We start from the raw sequence: 22,409 nt of genomic DNA, 5'->3' as shown, positions 1-22,409 counted from the left end.
TAGTATTCTTGATAATTAATTTAAATGTTTATTTATCATCATACCTTTTTTTTAGCTATTATTAAAAATTGATATGCTAAAAGACTTGGCCGTAGAGTCCCGATTTTATGCATGATCTTAGATCCTAATGGTGATTCTAAACCTGTTAAATCAAATTTAATAATTTCATAACCTGCATCAGATAACATTTTTTTTGCACTTTTTTCGGTAAAAAAACGAAGATGACCACTATCCAATATTCCCGTATCTTTGTATTCAAAATTTCCGAATAAAATTTTCAATCTCATTCTCCAGTTGGTTATGTTGGGTAAAGAAATTACAATACATCCATCATCCTTTAAATATTTTTTATACCTTTTTAAAACTTTAAGTGGATTTTTAAGATGTTCTAAAATATCTGCAAAGATAAGGTAATCAAAATAATCAATATATTCTGGTAATAATTCAACTGATTCTACATCTCCAATTATTACTTCTTTACAATATTTTTTTGCCTTTTTACCTGCTTTAGGAGAAATTTCAACACCAACAACTTCGCATTTATTAGATGACATTACCTCAGCTAGATTACCATATGCACATCCAACATCGAGAACCTTTTTTTGATCCTCTACAAATTCGGTAATTTTCATATGCATACTGTAAGGATCTGTATTGAAATTATCATATTTCTCCATAATACTCCTCGTTTATGTCTTTACTTTAGTATATTTATTTATCCACATTTAATTCTTTGATTAAAATTATTCCATTCTATAGAATTTTCAGATTATCATAAAATTAATTCGATGTATCATGTCACATTTAAAATATCATTAAACTGTTGAATGGACTATTATAGTTTAATTTAAATAGCAATGGGGTTTATTATTTCTTTTTTATAAATTATTTGTAGATTATTTGACGAGATTTATAAATTTGGATGAGATTAAACAAGTTTTTAAATCTAAGATCACACAAAGAAGTCTTTAATGAATGCAATACAAAGATTTGCAAAAAACATTGGTTCTCTCTTCACTTCCCAAATTTTAAGCTATCTGATCAGTTTAGTATACACTATTTATTTAGTTAGGTATTTGGGAGTTGAGAATTATGGGATATTATCTTTCGCATTAGCATTAGTCAGTATACTGGGAATATTCGCGGATTTTGGTTTGAATATACTAACAACTCGAGAAATCTCTAGAGAGAAGTCTTTAACCAATAAATATCTTAATAATGTATTTTCATTAAAACTTTTACAAGTTTCAATTTTAATAGTATTATTGGTTTTAATTGTTAGAATATTAGATTATCCTTCAAAAACTGTATATGTAATTTACTTTATGTTGGTATTTTTAATTTTCAGTACATTTTCAAGCTTTTTCGCATCAATATTTCAAGCATACGAAAAACTCGAATATCAGTCAATTGCAAATGTTTTAAACAATATATTGATGTTAATTGGAGTTTTAATTTTAATCTACTATAATTATGGTCTTGTATCATTTACGGTTCTTTATGCTTTTGTAGGAGGATTAATTCTTATTTATTATATTTTTATATTAAAAAATAGGTTTGAACTGCCATTACCGAAAATAAGGATTGATTGGGATTTTTGGGTACCAACAATTAAAACAGCTGCACAATTTGGATTGGCTGGCGTTTTTGTAACAATTTATATTTGGATAGATTCTGTAATGCTTTCTTTTATGCAAGGTGATCAAGCTGTAGGATTGTATAATGCAGCATATCGTATTGTTCTACTGTTAATATTCATTCCAAGTGTAATTAACACTGCAATTTTCCCTGTGATGTCTAGATTGTATGAGTCTTCAACAGATTCATTGAAGTTAATAGTAGAAAAATATTTTAAATATATGATCTTAATTGGGTTACCTATTGGAGTGGGTATTACCCTTTTAGCAAATCACATAATTATTTTAATTTTTGGACAAGCTTTCTTAGAATCTGCACCTGCACTTCAGATACTCATATGGGCCACAGTTTTTACATTTGCAAATTCAGCCTTTGTACAGCTATTCCAATCCACAAATAGACAGGTACTTTTAACTAAAATAACTTTTATTGGGATGATTGTGAATATTATACTTAATTTAATATTAATTCCAAAATTCAGTTTCATTGCAGCGAGTTTCAATACATTAATAACTGAATTCCTAATTTTAGCTATGGTTTTAATCATTGCTCAGAGAATTGGATATATAACCCATGGAAAAAAATTAATAAATGATTCAATTAAAATAATCATTAGTTCACTAATAATGGGATTATTCATATGGATATTCAACGATCTAAACCTATTACTGTTAATATTAATGGCAGCAGTTCTTTATTTATTTGTTTTATTTGTTTTAAAAGGAATAGATAATGAAGATGTGGAGATTATTAAAAATATAAGGAATTAAAATGTCTATAACAATAACAGTTGGAATAATTGCAAGAAACGAGGGAAAAAATATAGAAAATACCCTTGAAAGTATTTTAAACCAAAATTTTGAGTTAAGATCCTATGAAATAGTTGTTGTGGATGGAGATAGTACAGATAACACTCGAGAAATTGCCAGAAAAACATTGGAAGGATCAGATATTAAATATAAAGTTATAAATGAAGCAGATTTTGGTTTTTATGGTCATTGCTTTGCTAGAAATCTAGTTATTGATAATTCTGATCAAAATTCCAAATACATAGCATTTACAGATGCTGACTGTATAGTAGATAAAAAATGGATTTCAACACTTTACCATGAAATAAAAGATACAGATAAAACGATTGCAGGTGCTGGTGGCCCTCGTTTAGTAGCAAAAACCAAAAATAAAAAGGAACTGGTCATTAATACATTATTAACTTCCCAAATCGCATCAAGAGGTAATCCTGCTTTTGCTAAAAGAAAGACTAAGTATGCTAAAAGCATAGCCAACTACAATGCGATATACAAAAAAGATATTTTATCAAAGTTCAGATATGATGAAAAACTCATAATGTCCGATGATAATGAGTTAAATTTTAGATTAAGAAAATCAGGGTATAATTTTATCAATGTTACAGAAGCCATGGTATGGCATCATGAAACCAGTTCAATTATGGAATTTGCACGAAACATGTTCAAATATGGAGTAAATATAACAAATACAGTAAAAAAACACAGAAATATCATCACAATAAATGTTCCAATTACAATTACATGGATATTATACTTAATACTCATGTTACCATTCTATTATGTGTTAGGTTCTTATGTTTTCATTCCATTGTTACTGTACTTCCTTTTTATAATTTCAGTTTTCATTGAGGTGAGCCTTAAAACCAAAACCATCTATTCATTGATGACTTTTATACTGTTACCGTTACAACATATCTCCTATGGATTGGGCTTTATATGGAATTTAATTCACAAAAAAGGCCCTAAATTTTAATTTCATTAACATGATTTTTTTTTAAATAAACAGGTTTAGATAGATAAAAAAATACTAAACTAGCGAGATATATAACATTGTAATAAAATTTTCATAATGAAAAAAAAAATTCGATGATTTATGGGTGCAAAGAAATATGATGTATTTTAGAGGATGTGTTGTTAGAGAAAAACTTACTAACATAGCTGATGCCACAGAAACAATATTAAAAACAGCTGGTTTAGATTATACCATACTTGAAAATGAACCATGTTGTGGATCATTTTTAATGAGAACAGGGTTTGAAGATGAAGCATTAAAAGTAATGGAGAAAACTCTTAAACAATTAAATAAAAATGAAGGTGAAGAAATACTTGTATCCTGTGCAGGTTGTTATAATACTTTAAAAAATGATTATAAAGAGTTGTTTGGAGTTGAACTTAATGTTAAACATACATCAGAGCTTTTAAAAGAGCTAATATCAGAGGGTAAAATTAAAGTTAAAAAAACTCCAAAAAAAGTTACATACCATGATCCCTGCCATCTTGGTAGACATTCAGATATATATGAAGAGCCCAGGGAAATTATTAATGAAACCAGTGTTCTAGTTGAAATGGATAGAAATAGGGAGAGATCAAGGTGTTGCGGTGCAGGTGCAGGTGTTAAATCAGCTTTCCCTGAAACTGCATTGAAGGTAGCATCGAAGAGAATTCAGGATGCAGAATCCACAAATGCTGAAATAATTATCACATCATGTTCTTTTTGTATTTTAAACCTAGAAAATGCTCTTAAATATACATTGGATAATGAGAATAGAGGATCTGTTTCAAGTGTATTGGATATAACGGAATTGATTTTAATGGGGCTTGAACATGAAGAAGTCTGAGATAAACGCAATGAACAGGTCCTTTGGAATACTCGAAGAAAGAAGGGCAAAAATATTGGATGATGAGCGCACATTAAATCTAAAGAAACGTGTCAAAGACATACGAGAACATTCAATTGGTAATATGGAAGAACTCATTGAAAAGGCCACTAAAAAACTTGAAGAAAATGATGTAGAAGTTATATACGCTGAAAGATCTGAAAATGCACTCGAAGCAATATATAATATAGTTAAAGATCATCCTATGGTTGCAAAGTCCAAATCAAACACAGCCGGTGAGATAGGACTTTCAGAGTTCCTTGAAAACAAAGGAATTCAAGTTGTTGAGACCGATTTGGGAGACAGGATTGTACAGCTTGATCCTGATACACGACCATCCCACCCCATTGGCCCAGCTTCACATTTAAGAATGGAAACCATAGCTGAAATTATATCAAACGAATTTAATATAGAAGTAAAACCCGAATCACGCACTATTCTTAATATAATCAAGGAAGACGTGCTTTTAAAACTTTCTAACTGTAGCATTGGAATTACAGGCGCAAATTCTGTTGCAGCAGATGATGGTTCAATTTTAACTGTGCATAATGAAGGAAACATAAGCATGGTGTCAATGCTTGATACACATATCGTAATTGTGGGTATAGACAAACTTGTAGAAACAATAGAAGATGCTGTTTCAGTAGTGAAACTTGAAACAATATTTGCATCGGGAAAAACAGTTCCAGCATATATGAATGTTATTTCATCCCCATCAAAAACAGCGGACATAGAACAAATTCTCCTTAAAGATATGTACGGTGCAAGAAGGGTTGTTATAATACTTCTTGACAATGGCAGACGAAAAGCAATTGAAGGAGATGGAGAATGTTTTCTTTGCATAGGTTGTGGAAGTTGTATAGTTACCTGCCCCATTTACAATGCAGTAGGATATGAATTTGGATATAAAAGGCACCTTGGAGGAAGGGGAGTTGTTTTAAGTAGTATTATTGAAGGTAATAAGTCATGTTTTGATTCTGGACTTTTCACATGCACACTATGCGGTCTCTGCACAGTAGAATGCCCAATGGGAATAAAAACAAACCAACTCATTAATAAATTGAGGAATAAATCAGTTAACTCTGATCTGGTCTGTGATGAACATGAAATAATCAAAGATAAAATAAAAAAGAAAGGTTCACCATTTTAATTAATTAACCAATTTTTTTATATTTCTAATTTTATGATACATCCTACAAATCCATTTTTAAATGATTTATTCAATAAATTGATAAAAAAGAATTTATTTAATAGGTTTATTTATTCACCCATTAATTAAATTTACATTGTTGTTTCAATTATTGCAAATATGTTACCTTCTGAATCCTGAAATGATCCCATAAATCCCATGTTGGGAACTTCCATTTTTTCCGATAACATTTTTCCGCCTTCCATTTCAATCTTTTTTACAAAATCATCGTAAGAATCTACACCTATAGTATCTCTCACCATTTTACCCATTTCTCTTGGCATAATTGCACCATGGATACCAGGTTCTTCATCAGACCCTGTATTTATAAGCCAATAATCAAATGGACCATCCCATTTTTCTACCTGCCATCCAAACACCTTTTCATAAAATTTAGCTGCCCTCCCAGGATCATCTGCAGGTATTTCAAACCAAATTACTCTTGACATACTCATCACACTCCATTTTTTTATGTACCATAAGACATGATACAACCTAAACTACCTTATTACAGGTTGTTGCATTATAATATTGTTTTTTGAAATTTATAATGATTATGTTTAATTTAATTAAAAAAATTGTGAATATTAAAATTATTAACAGATTTATTTTAGATATTTTTGAAATATATGGACAGGAAAATTCAGTTTTAGTCAGTACACCATGAGTTTTATAATATGTAATAATTTAAATAAAAATTAATTTGATTTATTAATTTGGTTTAACATAATATAGAATATGATAGATGAAGATCTTGATGAAGATGTTGAAGAAACAATACAGCATTACGCTCGAAAAAAGAGAGAAAGTTCCAATTTAAAGGGAATTATAGCGTCTCTTATTATTATTGTATTGGTGTTGGTTGCAGCGTATTTTATATTATTTTTGAAATAAAAAATAATAATAATTTGATTAATAAAATTCATGGATAATCCCAATTATTTAATCCTTAATTATGTGAATGACATATTTTTAGAAATTTAAATTATCCACAGTTTTTATAAATTCATCAGCACGATCTCTAGTTGTTTGATATGGTTCTTTTGAGTAGGTTTCATATATTACCGATGGAACACCCGAATTTATGAGAGGAATTGTTAGATATTCTGGACTGGTTGGATTAGGTGGAACATAATAAGTTAACCATGGAATTTTGCTGCTTATTTCTTTTCCAATGGCTTCAGATGTGCTTCCACTAACAGGGGCGAAAATAAATAAATTTTCTGCCCAACTACCTGCATTTCTGTGTACATCAACAACAAGTTGAAATTTTTGATTTACGGCATCTGGAACAATGAAATCTCTGGCCAGTAATTGACCATTATACCGTCCATTAGTATAATCATCTGCATCCTTTGTAACATTAACATGATAAATATAATAACGGTATTTAATGGAATTGTTATATGCCTTAATTGCTTCTACTGCAGCAAGATGAGCATTGGACTCTAATGGATGTACTCCAACAACATAAGCAATTGTAACATTCGAACTGGTATTTCCTAAAGGTCCTTCTTTAACAACATTTCCATAATCTGTACTTCCAAGAAGTGCCGATGTAGTTTCTGAATTGTTAGATGTAATGGTATTAGGGGATAATAAACAGAATGAAACTGTTAAAGTTGCAATGAATATAATGCAAATTGAAATTATAAGTAAAAACTTTCTATTTCCTTTTATCATTTTTAATTTCTCCAAATAAACATGAAAATCGTTATTATAACCTTTAAACTTTATTATCATCCATATTATTGGTATTAATTAATAATCATAACTTATGTTAAAATAGAATTTTAACCACCAAATGAACGTCTAAAACCATTAAAAACATCCTTTGCAGATTGTATTAAGGGATGTTTAACTTTTACTGGTGTTTTCATTTTATCAAGTCTCTCTATCCTAAAGTATAGAGGTGGGTGGGGGTCCCATGCAAGCCAGCGTAGAATATTGGACGATGATCGTTCCATTTGTAGCCTGCTAAAACCAATTTTCCTAAGGGATTCTGCAAGTACTTTGGGTTGTCCAATTTTCATTGCAGAAACAAGGTCTGCTCGTGTTTCAAAGAATTTGGCAATAAAGAAAATAAGGGCCATAACAACAATAATGTAAATAATAGGATTTATTAAAACTAACGGGAAAAATATTGTGAATCTCAAAATAAATTCACCAGATATAATGGAGAATAATACTATAGGATCTCTTCCCTTTAAATGTCCCATTTCATGCCCCAGAACACTAAGTATCTCATCTTCTTCCAGTTCAACTAATAGTCCTGTTGTTATCATGACAAGGCCACGGCTGGGACTTGGTCCTGTTGCAGCTGCATTGGGAACCATGGTATTTGAGATAACAATTTTTGGTATAGGAAGTTCAAATTTTTCTGCTGCACTCTTCACTATACTATATACATCAATCACCTTGACCAGTTTACTTTCGGGGGTGCATTGAAAGCCATAATTTTCGAATACCTGTTCTCCAAGTTCACATGTTGGCTCTTTACCCACTGCAAGTGTTTTATCATATATTTCCTTTTTCATCTGCACAACAACTTCTTTACCAAATTTTTTCCGGAACTCTTTAAACTCCTCAACAGGGAGTTGATATTCTATTATATGGACGTTAGGGTTTGATGGTGTGATTCTCCAGTTGTTTCTTGCTGTATAAATTTTATCTGATAATAGTACAATTACCAGCTGCAAGCCAATTATTGCAGCTACTGCAAAAACAAGGCCTAATAAAAGAAATAGGATGATATTAACACCGAAGAATAGTACATAAATAAATAGTAAATTACTGCCGAAAAGACGATCAGAAAGCCTTTTACTAGCTGTTGGGGGTTGTTCTGGAATTACATCTTCTCCTTCAACCCATGCAAAATATAGGGTGGACTGACGTACAGTTTCATGATAAATTTGCACAGCAAGTATAAGATCTTCCTTGATGGAATTCACAAACTCCCGAGGAGTACCCTCATCCGGCTCCAGCTCCACTTGAATTGGTGCGCCTGAAATCAGTTTAGCATTAACCTTCCAGGATTTATCCGGTATTAAAGCAGTAAATTCAAGTGTTGAACCAAACTTCTCCTTTGTTCTTCTTAAGTTATCAAAATTTTCAGGTTTTGGAATCAGGTAGAAATTGTATATAAATTCTAAGATTTCATCCATATGAACAGGTGCTACTGCAGTGTCGATTGTGAAATTTATAACTTCGGTCATTTTTACCAACGCTAATTTTATAATATTCCTATTTTAAGGGTATTGCAAGTTAATATTCTTTGTTAAATTTTATTAGGCGTTTCCAAGTTATTTTTATATTCTAGTTAGGAATCAATTCTTGCTTCAGCCCGAATTTGTGCTAAAATTATAATTTTCGCTAAAGAATTAAATATTTAGGAGTACAATAATTATTTACTGTACGAATAAATTGTTAAACTTTTTTACTCCAATATTTAATCAAACCAATTCAGTAAAAAAATGTTATAATAAAAAAAATTTAAACGAGAAAAATATCATGATGAGGTATGGTCGACATTTACAACCTTTAAATGCAGAGATAAAGTATGTAAAAACTGTTTATGGTGGTAATGCCGATAACGTGAAGAGGATACAGCGTAAATTATCCAAAAATAAGTAGAATATTTTTTTTATCTTATTGTAGTTATCATGTTAATTAAAGAACAGAATTGTTGGTATTTTGAGGATAGTATAAATCCCACTAAGGGTAGATTAGTTCGTGAAATAATGGATCTGTATACAGATCAACAGTTCATTCAGATACATCTTAAAAATTTCTTGAAACTTAACATTAAAAGAAGAGATTTAAATACACGGTTATTTTTTATTGCATCTGTACCGGATAAACCCCATAAACACGATTATGTAATTTTTAATGTTAATCTTGGGGATCTTGAGAGTTATCCTAAATCTATTGATTATTCAGAAAATTATTTGAGACATGTGAAACTTGAGATTGAGTATTTGGATCCAAAACCAGGATTTGAAAAGAAAGATTATACATTTGGCCAAAATCCAACAGGATACACATCTACATCACGTGTTGATGGTCCAAATCAGCATGAATATTCAATAACTCTTCCTAAAGGTATGAAACTGGATAAAAACCATAGCAATCCAAAACTTTACTATGATGTTCATGGAGATGTTGGAGAACTTTTATTAAATATTCAGTACGTTGAAAAGAACAATGGAAACCAAATCAACCATCTATTAATAGATGAAGATGACTATGAAAAAAATTATAATATTATTAGGAACCCTGATGTTGAGTTTTTCCTTCATTACAGTGTTTCAAACAAACTTAAATACATAATATTTTTCCCAATTTTTGCTGTTTTTATGTTGATTTTTGTATTAATACTCTTTTTACCCCTTTTAAAACAGTTTTTAGGCGGAAGTTTACCATTAAATTTAACACTTGTTGATTTCTTTAATATTTTAATACCACAAACAATTGTTCTTTTCCCTTACACATACTACTATGTTGATTCAAGACGTCGAAATTTTGAAATACCATATAACAAAGTTACAGAATATTCAATATTAGCTGCATTATCAATTTTACTCGTTAATATCATCCTATTATCCTCTAATTATATTAAACCATTTGATATAATACAGTTCATAGTAAATAATATCTTCTAAAGGATTTTATGGATTACAAAATGAATTTCAATAGAATATTTTTTTCTAAGAATAATTTTCATTTTGTTAGTTGGTCTTAAGTTCTAGATCTCAAGGTGGGGGAACATCTTTATATGCCAACTGCTAATAATCTTAATAATCAAATAATTTTGATGGGACTCATAAGATTTAAGTATGAAAATGGGTTTATTATTGAAAAGTAGGAGGTATAAAATTTGCTTCTCTTAATTAGTCCAATTAACACTGAAGAGGCACTCGAAGCTATAGAAGGTGGTGCCGATATAATAGATGTCAAAAATCCCAAGGAGGGATCTTTGGGTGCAAACTTCCCATGGGTAATCAAAGATATTAGAAAAATGACTCCTGAGGGAATGCATGTAAGTGCAACTTTAGGTGATGTACCTTACAAACCCGGTACAGTATCTTTAGCAGCAACTGGGGCTGTGGTTTCTGGAGCAGATTACATAAAAGTTGGGCTTTATGGAACTCAAAATTATGATGAAGCTTTGGAAGTAATGGAAAATGTTGTTAAATCTGTGAGAGCATATGATAAAGATGCCCTTGTTGTTGCATCTGGATATGCCGATGCACACAGGGTAGGTGCTGTAGATCCAATGGAAATACCGCGAGTGGCTGCAGATTCAGGAGCAGATCTGGCAATGGTAGACACTGCTGTGAAAGATGGTAAAACACTTTTTGATTTTATGGATAAGGTTAAACTTCAGGAATTCAACAACATGATTCATGATTACGGGATTAAATCAGCCCTTGCAGGTTCTGTTAAGAAAGATCAACTCCAATTATTATATGAAATTGGTTGTGATGTTGTTGGTATTAGAGGAGCAGCTTGTACCGGTGGAGATAGAAATAATGGAACTATACACCGCACTTCTGTACATGAATTAAAAAATATGATAGAAAACTTTTAAAGTGTTAAAATCCAATATTAAAGAAATTTAAAAAAGATTTTTTTAGGAATTATTAAGAATCCTAAAAAATTCTGGGTTTAAAGATCCTTTTGATCAAACCCTAATTCTTATTTGAACAACCTTTTGAGGGTTGGAGGTATTTATATGTTCTCTGAAAAACTAAATAATGCACCAATGGGGTACACATTCGATGATTTTTTAATGTTACCATCTGTATCGTCTGTTGAACCGAAGGATGTTAAAACTACGACCCAAATTTCAAGAAATTATAGAATAAACATTCCAATAATAAGCTCAGCAATGGACACTGTAACAGAGGCTGAAATGGCAATAGCACTGGCACAGGAAGGAGGTCTAGGTATAATACACCGAAACATGACCATTAATGAGCAAATTAATGAGATTAAGAAAGTTAAAAGATCTGGAGACCTTACAATAAGGGATGTTATAACTATAAGTCCCGATGCTTCAATAAAAGAAGCACAAGAAATTATGGATGAGGAAGAGATAAGCGGACTTCCTGTTGTTGAAGAAGGTATTGTAGTTGGTATAATAAGTAGAAGAGATGTTAAACCTATTATAAATTCTGATCCACAAGGTAAAGTTTCTGATATAATGACAGAAGATGTGGTTACAGTTTCAGAATCCACAACACCAGAAGAGGCCCTTGATATTGCCTACGAAAACAAAGTTGAAAGACTTCCAGTTGTTGATGATGGAGTAATAGTAGGTATACTTACAATGAGGGATATTCTGGAACGTAAAAATTTCCCAAATGCTTCACGTGATGGTAAAGGTAGATTTTTGGTAGCAGCTGCCACAGGTCCATTTGATCTTGAACGTGCAATGGCTCTTGATGATGCAGGAGCAGATATAATTGCAATAGATTGTGCACATGCCCATAAACCAAGCATTATAAACTTTGCCAAAACAATGAAAGACAATATTGATGCAGACCTGATTATGGGTAACATAGCAACAAGTCAAGCAGCTGAAGACCTTTTGGCAGCAGAAGTTGATGGTCTAAAAGTTGGTATTGGACCAGGATCCATATGTACAACCAGGATTATAGCAGGAGTTGGAGTTCCTCAGTTAACAGCCATATCCAGTGTAGCAGATGTTGCAAAGGAATATGAAATTCCGGTAATTGCTGATGGTGGTATAAGATACTCTGGAGATGTTGCTAAAGCACTTGCAGTAGGTGCAGATGCAGTTATGCTCGGAAGTTTACTTGCAGGAACTCATGAATCACCAGGTGATATTGTTATAATGAACGGTAGAAAATTCAAACAATACAGGGGAATGGGTTCATTAGGTGCAATGACAGGTGGTGTTGGTGCAGGAACAGACCGTTACTTCCAGGAAGTTAAAGGCCCAATGAAACATGCAAAACTTGTTCCTGAAGGAGTTGAAGGAGTGGTGCCTTATAAAGGTCCTGCAAATGAAATACTTTTCCAGTTAATAGGAGGAATTAAAGCTTCATTTGGCTACTGTGGTGCAATAGATATTAAAGATATGCAGAAAAAGGCGAAGTTTGTTAGGATAACATCGAGTGGTATGACTGAAAGCCATCCACATGACCTAACAATTACCAATGAAAGTCCTAACTATCCAACAACAAGATTAATGTAGGAAAAAGACTCCTTATTTTTTTTAGTCTAAAAACTCCCTATAATCACATTCCACTTAATTTCATATATTTTCTTGATGGTGAGTGTTATGAAGTCATTTATAATATTGTGTGGGGGAATGAGCACAAGAATGGGTCAAGATAAAGGTTCGATGAATCTTTATGGAAAACCAATGATCATCCATGTTTTAGAAACAATTGCAAAAATAGCAGATGAAATTGTACTTGTTTTGCGTGATGAAAATCAAGTTGATGTCTATAGAAATCTTTTAAAAGAATTGAAAAATAATAGATCTACTCTTAAAATCTGTACAGATGTTGTAAAGGATCAAGGACCGCTTGAAGGTATTTTAACTGGTCTAATGAATACAGTTTCAGATAAATCTATGGTAATTCCATGTGATTCCCCATTTATATCTAAATTATTCATAATAAAAATGTTTGAACTATCAGAAGACACGAGTTTTGATGCATTTGTTCCAACATGGTCTGATGGTAAATTAGAACCATTACATTCTATTTATAAAAAAGATTTGAAATCAACCATAAAAAAACTTCTAGATGAAGATGTTAAAGATGTTAAAAGTTTATTATTTAAATCAAATGTCAAATTTATTGATGTTCAATCTTTAGATATCAGTGGTAAAAGTTTTTTAAATATAAACCAAATGAAAGATATTTCAAAATTTGATTAACCATAAAAAATCATAATTAATATTGATACAAATAAAAAGTAGTAACTATCCAAACATATTTATACAAATAAACAAAATTCCCGGAGATTATAGTTATGTTCACATTAGAAACTGATCTGGCTCATGATGCATGGAAATCTATTTTAAAACAGATTATGGAATATGGTGAAGATGTGGAAGATGAAAGGAATCTACACACCAAAGAACTTTTAAATGTGATTGTAACTATTCTAGATCCTATAACTTCAGAACCTCCTGAAGGATATTTTTCTTCCCCTGAAAGGTATAAAAAAATAGAAAAACAGTTATTAGAAACTGAAAATCATGTTGATGGTATTAATTATGGTAAAAGGATAAGGGAACACTTTGGATTTAAATTGGGTAGTGATATCTATAGCGTGAAAATAGATCAAGTAGAATCCGTTGTAAACAGACTTAGAAAATGTGAAACAAGTCGTAGAGCAACAATAACAGTATTTGATCCCTCAATTGATCAGTATATGGATAATATACCCAGTATGATAATGGTTGACTTTAAAATTCGTAAAAACCGACTGTATACCACTGCAGTTTGGAGAAGTCATGATATTTATGGGAGTTGGATCCAAAATTTCTATGGTGTTAAAGGACTTTCTAAATATATTGCAGATTGTCTAAATATTAAATTGGGACCAATTACAGTACATTCAGTAAGTGCCCATATATACAAAACAAATTATAATGATGTTGAAAATCTTTTTATCTAAAAATATAGTAAACAAGAGGTTGTACAAATTTTTTTATATCATCAATGTTTTTAAAGATGAAAATAAGCTCATAATTTTACAGCAATAAAAATAGAAGTGTTAAATAGAGTTTTATACTGAATTGGGAATAATGTTCTTTTTTTGGGGCGGATTAGAATTTCATTATGTTACAATTCATATCCGTTGTCTTTCCAATTTCCACAATTTCAGGGTTACGGCCCATTTCAAGCAGAAACTTATTTGCAGTTTCTATCATGTCGACGTATACACTTTTAGTGATTTTACATCCGTCAACAATTGTATAGGCTGGCATTTCTCCGTTCAACTTTTTGAACTCGATTACTTTTGCAACCATCTGTCTGTATTGTTTGAGAGTTAACCTCTCCATTAAATCAACCACATTTAGTTTTTTTATAGTATAGTTTTGAACACTTAAATATTTTGCGAATAAAAGTACACTATTAGCACTATTTTATTTATTTTCTTTTTTATTTAGTTTTAGTCATTGATCCTAATGATCATGGATCCTTTAATTCAACTCTTGCTTCTGGATCAAATGGGTTTGTTCTCATTGCAAGGGAAAAGAGGTAGGGATAGTTTTTCATCAAGTATTCCATGTACTCCACCCATTCATAGATCATAATGTTATATGCTCTTTCTATATCCAATTTGAGATGTTGATAATCTGCATTGGATAGATTAGATATATCCTCTCTTTTTTCAAGTTCCTCTGTAAGGTGGAAAACAGCCCTTAATAGGTTTGTGAATGTTTCATGTTCAAGGAGGTTAGGATTTTCAAGTAATGCTAGTAAAAATTTATGTTTTCCCTTAAGAAATTCCTTTGTTTCAATTAAAAATTGAAGTGAATCATTGTTAGTTCCATCGATATCAAGGAAATAATTACTGTTTGTTATATCCTTTTTAACATTGATAAAATCTTCATCAACCCAATTTTCATTGATAATTAATGTTTTATTAGTCTTTCCAGATTTTGAATCGAATTTAGAAATTTCAGTTAAAAGTTCGGTTCCTACTTCGCTGAAAAATACTCCAATAACCATATTGAGTTTTTCAAGCAAGATACTTTTTTCACGTTGACTAATAGCTGTTTCAATAACCAGGACAACCAGAAGAACTTCTATTGGAAGAAATGCAAGGTCTATTCCAAGATAAAACATTTCTGTTGTTGGTTGATGGAAAATTAAATATTGGATAATGTAAAGGATTGCTGATGATAATATCAATAGAATAGCTATTTTAAAGTGCCAACTCAGTTTTTTAAAGATTTTCATATTTTCCTGCTGTTTAAATATATTAATAATGAATTTATATTGTTTTAGGGGGTTAGATCTTGAATTTACTTATAAAATATAATTTGTTAGTAATATTTTCAATTTTCTTTCTTAGCAGAAATAATGGCTACAGGATTTTTTGCAAACATCATTGTACCTCTTTCTGAAATTTGTCCCTTAGAAATTGAAATATCAACCACATCGGGTATAACAGAAAGCTCCTTAAAGGTTGAAACGGCTTCTACACGCGTTTCAAGAAGTATTGCTGTTATAATGATTCTACCATTATTGTTTAATTTATTATATCCCTTTTTAATTAATAGAGGTAATTTACCACCACTGCCTCCAATTATAAGTAGATCAAAATTGGTAAGTTCATCTAGAACATCTAAACCATCACCCTCAAGAACTTCTACATTCTCATTTACATCATGTTTTTTAATATTTTGTATGGTTGTTTCAATGGCTTTGTTGTTGATATCAATGGCATAAACATATTTAGCTTTTTTAGCAAATTCTACTGTTAAACCGCCAGTTCCACAGCCAATATCCACAACAATATCTTTATCTGATACATTTGATTTGCAGATCATTAAACACCTTAATTCTTCCTTGGTTGGTCCAGGCACATCTGGATTTTTAATAAAATCTTCATCCATTATCATTAAATTTCTCCAGTCCATCTTTCGAATAAATTATTTTCTATACCTAGAACATCTAAAATTTTACCGGCAATAAAGTCTACTAATTCTTCGATACTTTGAGGGGTATGGTAAAATCCGGGCATTGCAGGTAGAATTATTCCGCCTTCTTTACTAACCTTTAGCATGTTTTCAAGATGAACAGATCTTAGCGGTGTTTCTCTTGGCACAAGTACAAGTTTTCTACGCTCTTTGAGGGTAACATCTGCAGCTCTTGTTACTGCATTATTAGCATAACCATTAGCAATTGCCGAAAGGGTTTTCATTGTACATGGGGCAATCACCATTGAATCAAACTGGAAGGATCCACTGTTAATAGCTGATGTAAGGTCTTTTGGATAATAATATTCTGTAGCAAGTTTTTTTATTTCATTTTCATTAATTCCCAGCTCGTAATCAAGGATAATTTTTGCAGGATCAGATACAACTACTGCAGTATCTTTCCCAAGATCTTTTAAAACTTCAAGAAGTCTCTTACCATAAACCACACCGCTTGCACCTGTAATTGCTACAACTATCATTTTTATCACGTTTTTATTTAGATTAATGGGTTAATTGATTAATCAGTAATTTGTTAATAATTATATAGTGTCTAAGAAAGTTATTTTGGAATTTCAATATAATCTTGAAACTGGAAATCTTTTATATTTGAATTTTCTTCTGGTAGATAAACACAGAGATCTGCATGATTGAACCTTGCATCCCTTAATGTACTAACTATGGTTGATATTTCACTTAAATTTATTAAGTCCCCATTGGAGGATACTTGTGTTTTCATTTCATCAAAGGAAGGATAATCAGGAACATCCACTATAACGTACTCCTCAGGAATATTAAGTTCTTCTGATATTTCCATTTCAAATGATTTAATTTTATCGGGTTTAATTTTAAAAACTGCATTAGGATTTTCTAATTCATCAAGTTTAAGGGAATATACGCTTTTGAAAAGTTTTCTATTATCCAATCTATGCATCATATCCCCTATAAATCCCTTTTGATATCTTGCTTTAATTATGATATCTAGATCATCGTATTTGTAAATATTTTCAGGGTTTATGTGTCCTTCTGTAAATAAGTGGTTGATACATCTTCTAAACATGGAATTTATTATTCTGGTTGTATGGTGTTGATAAACACTGGGATACATAAAGTATCGCGCAAGCAGCATGGATTCGGCTGCCTGAACACCTTTGGACTTAAGTATTAAATTATCTTCAAGTTTCATATTATAAATGAGCCTTTCAACGTCTATAACTCCGTATGCAACACCAGTATAATATGAGTCTCTTAAAAGGTAGTCCATTCTATCAACATCGAGATCTCCAGATATTATTTGTCCAAGTCTACCTTCACCACTTATTAATTTAATTATTTCTTTTGGATCAAATTTTTCTTCGAGGATATCCGATAGATGTGATTCCATTATAAGTTTTGAAGTCAATTCTTCGTGTGATTTTTCCAGAACTGATTCAGATACATGTGAAAATGGTCCATGACCTGCATCGTGTAGCAATGCACATACACGTAACATTTCCTTTTGATCATTTGATAGATCTAAGTTATGGGTCAGTTTGGAAGCTAAGTACATTGCACCAATTGAATGTTCGAATCTTGTATGATTTGCACCGGGATAAACAAGATATGTAAAACCAAGCTGTTTAATCCGCCTTAACCTTTGAATTTGTGGTGTGTCAATTAATTTGACTTCAAATTCATTTAGCTGCAGATTCCCATGTAGGCTGTCCCTTATAAATTTCACTTAACCACCCGACATTATTATATTGGTACCATCTTCTGTATGTTCTTCCTTTTTAAAATCAAGTTCATATTTAACACGTTCTATAACATCACTTAAAGCAGCTTTTGTTTCCTGCCGATGTGCTCCAGCAACAACTGCAAGAAATAAAGGATCACCAGGTATGAATTTTCCAATATAGTGAACAACTGCTATTTCAACAACGCCATGTTTTTCTTTGATCTGCTCAACTATTTCTTGAAGTTCATTTTGGGTTTCCACAAGATTTGGTGTTGTGAGATCCATTTTTAGAGTATTCTTTTCAATATCCTTTCCCCTTACAATTCCTTCAAATGAAAATATGGCTCCACATTCAATAATTCTAGGATTTTCTTTTACACTGTCCATCAAATCATTGATTTGGATTGTTTCTACACTTTTTTTTATAATTTTAACCGTCATTTTTTCACATCACATGACTTGGATATTATTAATATTTATAATATTTTCCATATTAATTCATTCATTCACTTCTTTACGAGATAGATCATGTAATCTTGAAATACCTTCTATTTCGTTTATAACTTCAACAACTGATTTTGGAACCAGAGATTGCCAATCTTCACTTTCTAGCATCCTTCTTCTAACTTCGGTTCCAGAGTAAACTTCCCTGTTGAATAATGGTGGAACTTTAACTGGATGTCCATCCTCTTCGAATAACCTATGGACAAGCGAGTTTCCAGAGTAAACAGTGGTGAATGGCGGTGTAAGCATCTTAACATGTGCAACCCAGATCGAATTGCATGCAACATCCTGTATCGGTATAATATAATATTTTGAGGCAGGGATACCATTTTCTGTAAGGGCCTTGGTAAGCATCATTACCCTTTCACCTGCAGTGAAGGGATCTTTAATTGTATGGCTTAATTGAGCACTTCCTATTCCAATAATAACTTCGTTAACATCATCAAGGATCCTTTTTATTACTTCTAGATGTCCATCATGAACTGGTTGCATTCTACCAACAAGTAAACCCCTCATAACTATCACCATTTTTCCAATATTCAATTAATAATCCTGAACTATTATTACAGATTATATTGACTTTAATATGGTTATATCTCTCAAAATAAATATCTTTTATTATTTCAAAGAATTATTGATTCAATTCACCTAATTATTCTGATACAATTAAATTTTATCTTAATGTTGGAGAATACCCCCTGTGTGAGGGTGGGGATGAATCCAACCACTACATATAAATAATAATTTAACAATAATTAATATTATCGTATGCGATAACCAAGCATACTACACTTAATCTAATCAGTACCGTAGGAACTACGGAAATTAAAGCTTCTCTGAAAAAAACCACATTAGTGGATTTAATGAAGGAAGAAACTCCTTCCGAAAGGAAGGGGTAGTTCACAAACTACCATTCTTTATTTTTAATGGTGAATGAACATAGGTTATCCCCAAGTGCATAGCATTTTGTTTCATTAACAACTTGTTCATCATTGAAATGAGCGGAAAAAACTGCTTTTAATATCCCCGAATCAAATGCACAAGCAGGTCTTCCTATTGGTGGTAAACTTTTGCATTCAAAACAATCTGTAACATTAATTGTAAGGGGTTCAAGTTTCAAAACTTCCACATGCCCTAGATTATGGCTTTCCCAGAACATTGCAATGTTCTCTGCTAGTTTGTTTATATCCGGGTTTTTAACCTTTTCGTAAAGTGTTTCTCCAACTTTAACACCTGCTTCGTAGAGTATAGGGTCTATGTCTATTCCCTGTCGTATAAGAGAAACACGTATTGTATGGAATATAAGCCTGAAAAATTCGTACGGATCTCCTTCGCCTTCAACATAACTTGAAACATACTTGCCAATATCTTCTTTAACATCTTTTTTACCCGATAATTTGCCCAGATACTCTGATTTAATAAAAAATATCTTTTTACGGGCATCTGATGGGTTTGTTTTTGAACCTATAATCCCTTCGTTTACCATTCTTTTAAGATGAACAGATACAGTTGATTTTGCCTTTCCAGAAAGTTCAACCAGCTGATCAAAACTGAGTTCCCCTTTCCTTAACATAGATAATATCCTCACTCTTACTGGGCTGTTAATTGCATAAATTCCCTCAGATGTAGAGAACAGCTCTATATACATTTCTTTGAAAGGTTCTTTTTTAACCATTTAATCACTTCAATACATTCAAGATTCATTTATATTCTGTTTTATCACTGCAAATACTATGACCACCGTAACTTATATATACTCTTGTTCGTATATAAAAGAACATTCGTCTATGAACGAACATTAACAATCGTTATCAGCGAAAAAAATTTTGGAGGAGAAATTTATGCCAGAAAAATTGGATATGTTTTGTTACCAGTGTTCTCAGACAGCATTTGAAACTGGATGTACTGTTAAAGGGGTTTGCGGGAAAGAAGCAACGGTTGCAAGACTTCAGGACAACTTATTATTCTCAATGAAAGGAATATCAGCCTACCTTTATCATTCAAGAGAATTGGGATACACAGACCCTGAAGTGGATGCATTTCTTGAAAAGGGATTCTATTCGACCTTAACTAATGTAAATTTTGATGCAGGAGAGTTTGTTAAACTAGCAACAGAATCTGGAATGATGAATATTAAGGCAATGCAGCTATTAAAAAAAGCCCATATAGAAACTTATGGGGAACCAACACCAACAGAAGTCAAAGTGGGCTCTGTAAATGGTAAAGGGATTATAGCCACCGGTCATAGTATGAAAGCATTAGAAGAACTATTGAAACAAACAGAGGGAACTGGAATCAATGTATACACCCATTCTGAACTTTTACCTGCACATGGATATCCTGGACTCAGAAAGTACAAACATTTGGTAGGACAGATAGGCGGGCCTTGGTTTGACCAGAAGAAAACATTCTCAAAATATCCTGCAGCAATAGTTGGAACATCAAACTGTGTTCTTCTACCTAAAGATGAGTACAAAGAAAGAATGTTCACAGTTGGGGTTGCACAGTTACCAGGAGTTAAACATATAGAAGATTATGACTTCGCACCTGTAATTGAAATAGCAAAATCACTACCAGATCTAGAAGATGAACCACGTGACAAAGTCTTAACAACAGGATTTGGAGCTTCAACCATACTATCACTCGCAGGCAAGATCAAAGAGCTTGTAGAAGCAGGTAAGATTAAACACTTCTTTGTTGTTGGTGGATGTGATTCACCTAAACCACAGGCAACCTACTACACCGAATTTGTTAAGAACCTTCCCGAAGACACAATCGTATTAACATTGGCATGTGGAAAGTACAGATTCAATGACATGGAATTAGGGGATATTGAAGGAGTACCTAGATTAATAGATCTAGGACAGTGTAATGATGCCATAGTTGGAATAGATGTGGTTGTTGCTTTATCAGAACTCTTTGGAATGGAGATTAATGACCTGCCACTGACTTTTGTTTTAAGTTGGATGGAACAGAAAGCAGCAGCAATACTTTGGAGCCTCCTAGCATTAGATATCAAAAACATGTACCTAGGGCCAATAATACCAGGATGGGTTAACGAAGATATACTAAATGTCTTGGTAGAAAATTATGGATTAACACCTATAGGCGACCCTAAAGAAGATATAAAAAAGATGTTAGGTTAAAATAAGAATTTAACCTTTTATTTTTTTTTAAATAAATCAATTGGGGATTACTGAATTTGTATTCATATTCTTGGGGATCTAGTTTTTTTTTAAATTTAATTAGTTTACTAAACTTTTTTTATCATCATGTTTACGGCTAAAAATCCAACCCAGGCAATAGACGTGAAAACAGCAGCCCATTCGAAACCTGGAACTGGAATTGTTTGTTGAAAATTAGCCAACAAATTATTTCCCTTTGATATGAACTGGAATATGATGTCAATTATAATGGGTATAATTCCATAATAAGCAATTAAACGTATAAATTTTGGATGATTAAAGAGCGCCACACTTAGAAGTATAATTATAATAAAGAGCGAACCAAAAACTCCTGCTGCTGCTAGCAAATGTTGTTGTAAATGTGTTTCTGGAAATACACCCACCATTATTAACGATACAGATGCATAGATTCCAAGTAACATTCCAAGAATTAACAATATTTTACTCAGTTTTTTAATTGGCTTCCATTCATAGAGACCTGCAAAAAATGGAATCATTATAATTCCCGATAAGATACAGCCTAAGTTAAAAAAAATAGCACCTGAAGGATTTAAATAAATATTACCTAAATTGCTGACCCAGGAATACAATGGGTTGTAAGGTGTAGGATAGAGTAAAAGGGATGTAAATGTGAAAACTGGGAATACAATAACTGCCATAAGTCCAGTAATTGAACTTACTGAATAATTTCTGATACGGATTTTCATGTTAACCACGACAAATTCGATTTTATTTATGTTTGTATATTTAACGAACTATAATCTTAATAAACTACTCTCAATTATCCATTAATCAACATA

General features: G+C 31.8%; 25 protein-coding genes. 12 read left to right on the top strand and 13 right to left on the bottom strand.

Annotated elements, in window-relative coordinates; translation table 11 throughout:
* Positions 1–38: 38 nt before the first annotated feature.
* A complete protein-coding gene (locus tag K8N75_RS13025; protein ID WP_223792485.1) occupies positions 39–677 on the bottom strand; it encodes a class I SAM-dependent methyltransferase in 639 nt (212 codons plus the stop codon).
* Positions 678–971: 294 nt separating this feature from the next.
* Between K8N75_RS13025 and K8N75_RS13020 the strand changes: the two genes are divergently transcribed.
* The 4 genes from K8N75_RS13020 to K8N75_RS13005 all read left to right on the top strand — a co-directional run bounded on the left by K8N75_RS13020 (position 972) and on the right by K8N75_RS13005 (position 5,471).
* Positions 972–2,408, top strand: a complete 1,437-nt coding sequence (locus K8N75_RS13020; protein WP_223792484.1) for a flippase — start codon at positions 972–974, stop codon at positions 2,406–2,408.
* A 1-nt stretch (position 2,409) separates the two neighbouring features.
* Entirely contained in the window at positions 2,410–3,417 is a 1,008-nt protein-coding gene (locus K8N75_RS13015) for a glycosyltransferase (RefSeq protein WP_223792483.1), read from the top strand.
* Between the two features lie 136 nt (positions 3,418–3,553).
* Complete coding sequence (locus K8N75_RS13010; protein WP_223792482.1) at positions 3,554–4,282, top strand: (Fe-S)-binding protein; 729 nt, start codon at positions 3,554–3,556, stop codon at positions 4,280–4,282.
* The gene (locus K8N75_RS13005) at positions 4,269–5,471 is read left to right on the top strand and encodes an LUD domain-containing protein (protein WP_223792481.1); all 1,203 of its coding nucleotides are present in this window, start codon (positions 4,269–4,271) and stop codon (positions 5,469–5,471) included. The genes K8N75_RS13010 and K8N75_RS13005 overlap by 14 nt, the downstream gene beginning before the upstream one ends.
* Positions 5,472–5,602: 131 nt before the next feature.
* On the opposite strand, the gene K8N75_RS13000 is transcribed toward K8N75_RS13005, so the two are convergent.
* Entirely contained in the window at positions 5,603–5,959 is a 357-nt protein-coding gene (locus K8N75_RS13000; RefSeq protein WP_223792480.1) for a VOC family protein, read from the bottom strand.
* Between the two features lie 289 nt (positions 5,960–6,248).
* Between K8N75_RS13000 and K8N75_RS12995 the strand changes: the two genes are divergently transcribed.
* A complete protein-coding gene (locus K8N75_RS12995; RefSeq protein ID WP_223792479.1) occupies positions 6,249–6,404 on the top strand; it encodes a hypothetical protein in 156 nt (51 codons plus the stop codon).
* Positions 6,405–6,482: 78 nt separating this feature from the next.
* Here K8N75_RS12995 and K8N75_RS12990 read toward each other — a convergent pair whose 3' ends face one another.
* Together K8N75_RS12990 and K8N75_RS12985 are read right to left on the bottom strand one after the other, a co-directional pair.
* On the bottom strand, positions 6,483–7,193 hold the full coding sequence (locus K8N75_RS12990; RefSeq protein WP_223792478.1) for a hypothetical protein: 711 nt from the start codon (positions 7,191–7,193) through the stop codon (positions 6,483–6,485).
* Positions 7,194–7,303: 110 nt separating this feature from the next.
* Positions 7,304–8,725 carry a M48 family metallopeptidase gene (locus K8N75_RS12985; RefSeq protein ID WP_223792477.1) on the bottom strand — a complete coding sequence of 474 codons (1,422 nt, stop codon included), beginning with the start codon at positions 8,723–8,725 and terminating at the stop codon, positions 7,304–7,306.
* 295 nt (positions 8,726–9,020) lie between these two features.
* On the opposite strand from K8N75_RS12985, the gene K8N75_RS14170 reads away from it, so the two are divergent.
* The 6 genes from K8N75_RS14170 to K8N75_RS12960 all read left to right on the top strand — a co-directional run bounded on the left by K8N75_RS14170 (position 9,021) and on the right by K8N75_RS12960 (position 14,171).
* Entirely contained in the window at positions 9,021–9,143 is a 123-nt protein-coding gene (locus K8N75_RS14170) for a hypothetical protein (RefSeq protein WP_255590982.1), read from the top strand.
* Positions 9,144–9,172: 29 nt separating this feature from the next.
* Complete coding sequence (locus K8N75_RS12980; RefSeq protein ID WP_223792476.1) at positions 9,173–10,171, top strand: hypothetical protein; 999 nt, start codon at positions 9,173–9,175, stop codon at positions 10,169–10,171.
* Between the two features lie 215 nt (positions 10,172–10,386).
* Entirely contained in the window at positions 10,387–11,100 is a 714-nt protein-coding gene (locus tag K8N75_RS12975; protein ID WP_223792475.1) for a (5-formylfuran-3-yl)methyl phosphate synthase, read from the top strand.
* 144 nt (positions 11,101–11,244) lie between these two features.
* The gene (gene guaB / locus K8N75_RS12970) at positions 11,245–12,732 is read left to right on the top strand and encodes an IMP dehydrogenase (RefSeq protein WP_223792474.1); all 1,488 of its coding nucleotides are present in this window, start codon (positions 11,245–11,247) and stop codon (positions 12,730–12,732) included.
* Positions 12,733–12,819: 87 nt separating this feature from the next.
* Positions 12,820–13,425 (top strand): molybdenum cofactor guanylyltransferase, encoded by a 606-nt coding sequence (locus K8N75_RS12965; RefSeq protein WP_223792473.1) that lies wholly within the window; start codon positions 12,820–12,822, stop codon positions 13,423–13,425.
* A 95-nt stretch (positions 13,426–13,520) separates the two neighbouring features.
* Positions 13,521–14,171, top strand: coding sequence for a thymidylate synthase (locus K8N75_RS12960; protein ID WP_223792472.1), 651 nt, complete (start codon positions 13,521–13,523; stop codon positions 14,169–14,171).
* 151 nt (positions 14,172–14,322) lie between these two features.
* Here K8N75_RS12960 and K8N75_RS12955 read toward each other — a convergent pair whose 3' ends face one another.
* The 8 genes from K8N75_RS12955 to K8N75_RS12920 form a co-directional block, all read right to left on the bottom strand.
* Positions 14,323–14,559, bottom strand: coding sequence for a pseudomurein-binding protein (locus tag K8N75_RS12955; protein ID WP_048190857.1), 237 nt, complete (start codon positions 14,557–14,559; stop codon positions 14,323–14,325).
* A gap of 130 nt (positions 14,560–14,689) precedes the next feature.
* Complete coding sequence (locus K8N75_RS12950; protein ID WP_223792471.1) at positions 14,690–15,463, bottom strand: hypothetical protein; 774 nt, start codon at positions 15,461–15,463, stop codon at positions 14,690–14,692.
* A 98-nt stretch (positions 15,464–15,561) separates the two neighbouring features.
* On the bottom strand, positions 15,562–16,128 hold the full coding sequence (gene cbiT / locus K8N75_RS12945; RefSeq protein ID WP_223792470.1) for a precorrin-6Y C5,15-methyltransferase (decarboxylating) subunit CbiT: 567 nt from the start codon (positions 16,126–16,128) through the stop codon (positions 15,562–15,564).
* Positions 16,128–16,685: a UbiX family flavin prenyltransferase gene (locus tag K8N75_RS12940; protein WP_223792469.1), complete on the bottom strand. Its 558-nt coding sequence runs from the start codon at positions 16,683–16,685 to the stop codon at positions 16,128–16,130. The genes cbiT and K8N75_RS12940 overlap by 1 nt, the downstream gene beginning before the upstream one ends.
* An 80-nt stretch (positions 16,686–16,765) precedes the next feature.
* The gene (locus K8N75_RS12935) at positions 16,766–17,923 is read right to left on the bottom strand and encodes an HD domain-containing protein (RefSeq protein ID WP_048190853.1); all 1,158 of its coding nucleotides are present in this window, start codon (positions 17,921–17,923) and stop codon (positions 16,766–16,768) included.
* Entirely contained in the window at positions 17,924–18,361 is a 438-nt protein-coding gene (locus K8N75_RS12930; protein WP_223792468.1) for a molybdenum cofactor biosynthesis protein MoaE, read from the bottom strand.
* Positions 18,362–18,418: 57 nt separating this feature from the next.
* Entirely contained in the window at positions 18,419–18,940 is a 522-nt protein-coding gene (locus K8N75_RS12925) for a nicotinamide-nucleotide adenylyltransferase (RefSeq protein ID WP_223792467.1), read from the bottom strand.
* Between the two features lie 391 nt (positions 18,941–19,331).
* Complete coding sequence (locus K8N75_RS12920) at positions 19,332–20,099, bottom strand: transcriptional factor MsvR (RefSeq protein ID WP_223792466.1); 768 nt, start codon at positions 20,097–20,099, stop codon at positions 19,332–19,334.
* A gap of 166 nt (positions 20,100–20,265) precedes the next feature.
* Between K8N75_RS12920 and hcp the strand changes: the two genes are divergently transcribed.
* The gene (hcp, locus tag K8N75_RS12915) at positions 20,266–21,570 is read left to right on the top strand and encodes a hydroxylamine reductase (protein WP_223792465.1); all 1,305 of its coding nucleotides are present in this window, start codon (positions 20,266–20,268) and stop codon (positions 21,568–21,570) included.
* A 107-nt stretch (positions 21,571–21,677) separates the two neighbouring features.
* On the opposite strand, the gene K8N75_RS12910 is transcribed toward hcp, so the two are convergent.
* Positions 21,678–22,316, bottom strand: a complete 639-nt coding sequence (locus K8N75_RS12910; RefSeq protein ID WP_223792464.1) for a DUF998 domain-containing protein — start codon at positions 22,314–22,316, stop codon at positions 21,678–21,680.
* Positions 22,317–22,409 lie beyond the last annotated feature (93 nt).

The organism is Methanobacterium spitsbergense, assembly GCF_019931065.1.
Classification (GTDB): domain Archaea; phylum Methanobacteriota; class Methanobacteria; order Methanobacteriales; family Methanobacteriaceae; genus Methanobacterium_B; species Methanobacterium_B spitsbergense.
Note: the sequence above shows the minus strand (reverse complement) of the source record. Positions and strands in the feature narration are given on the sequence as shown.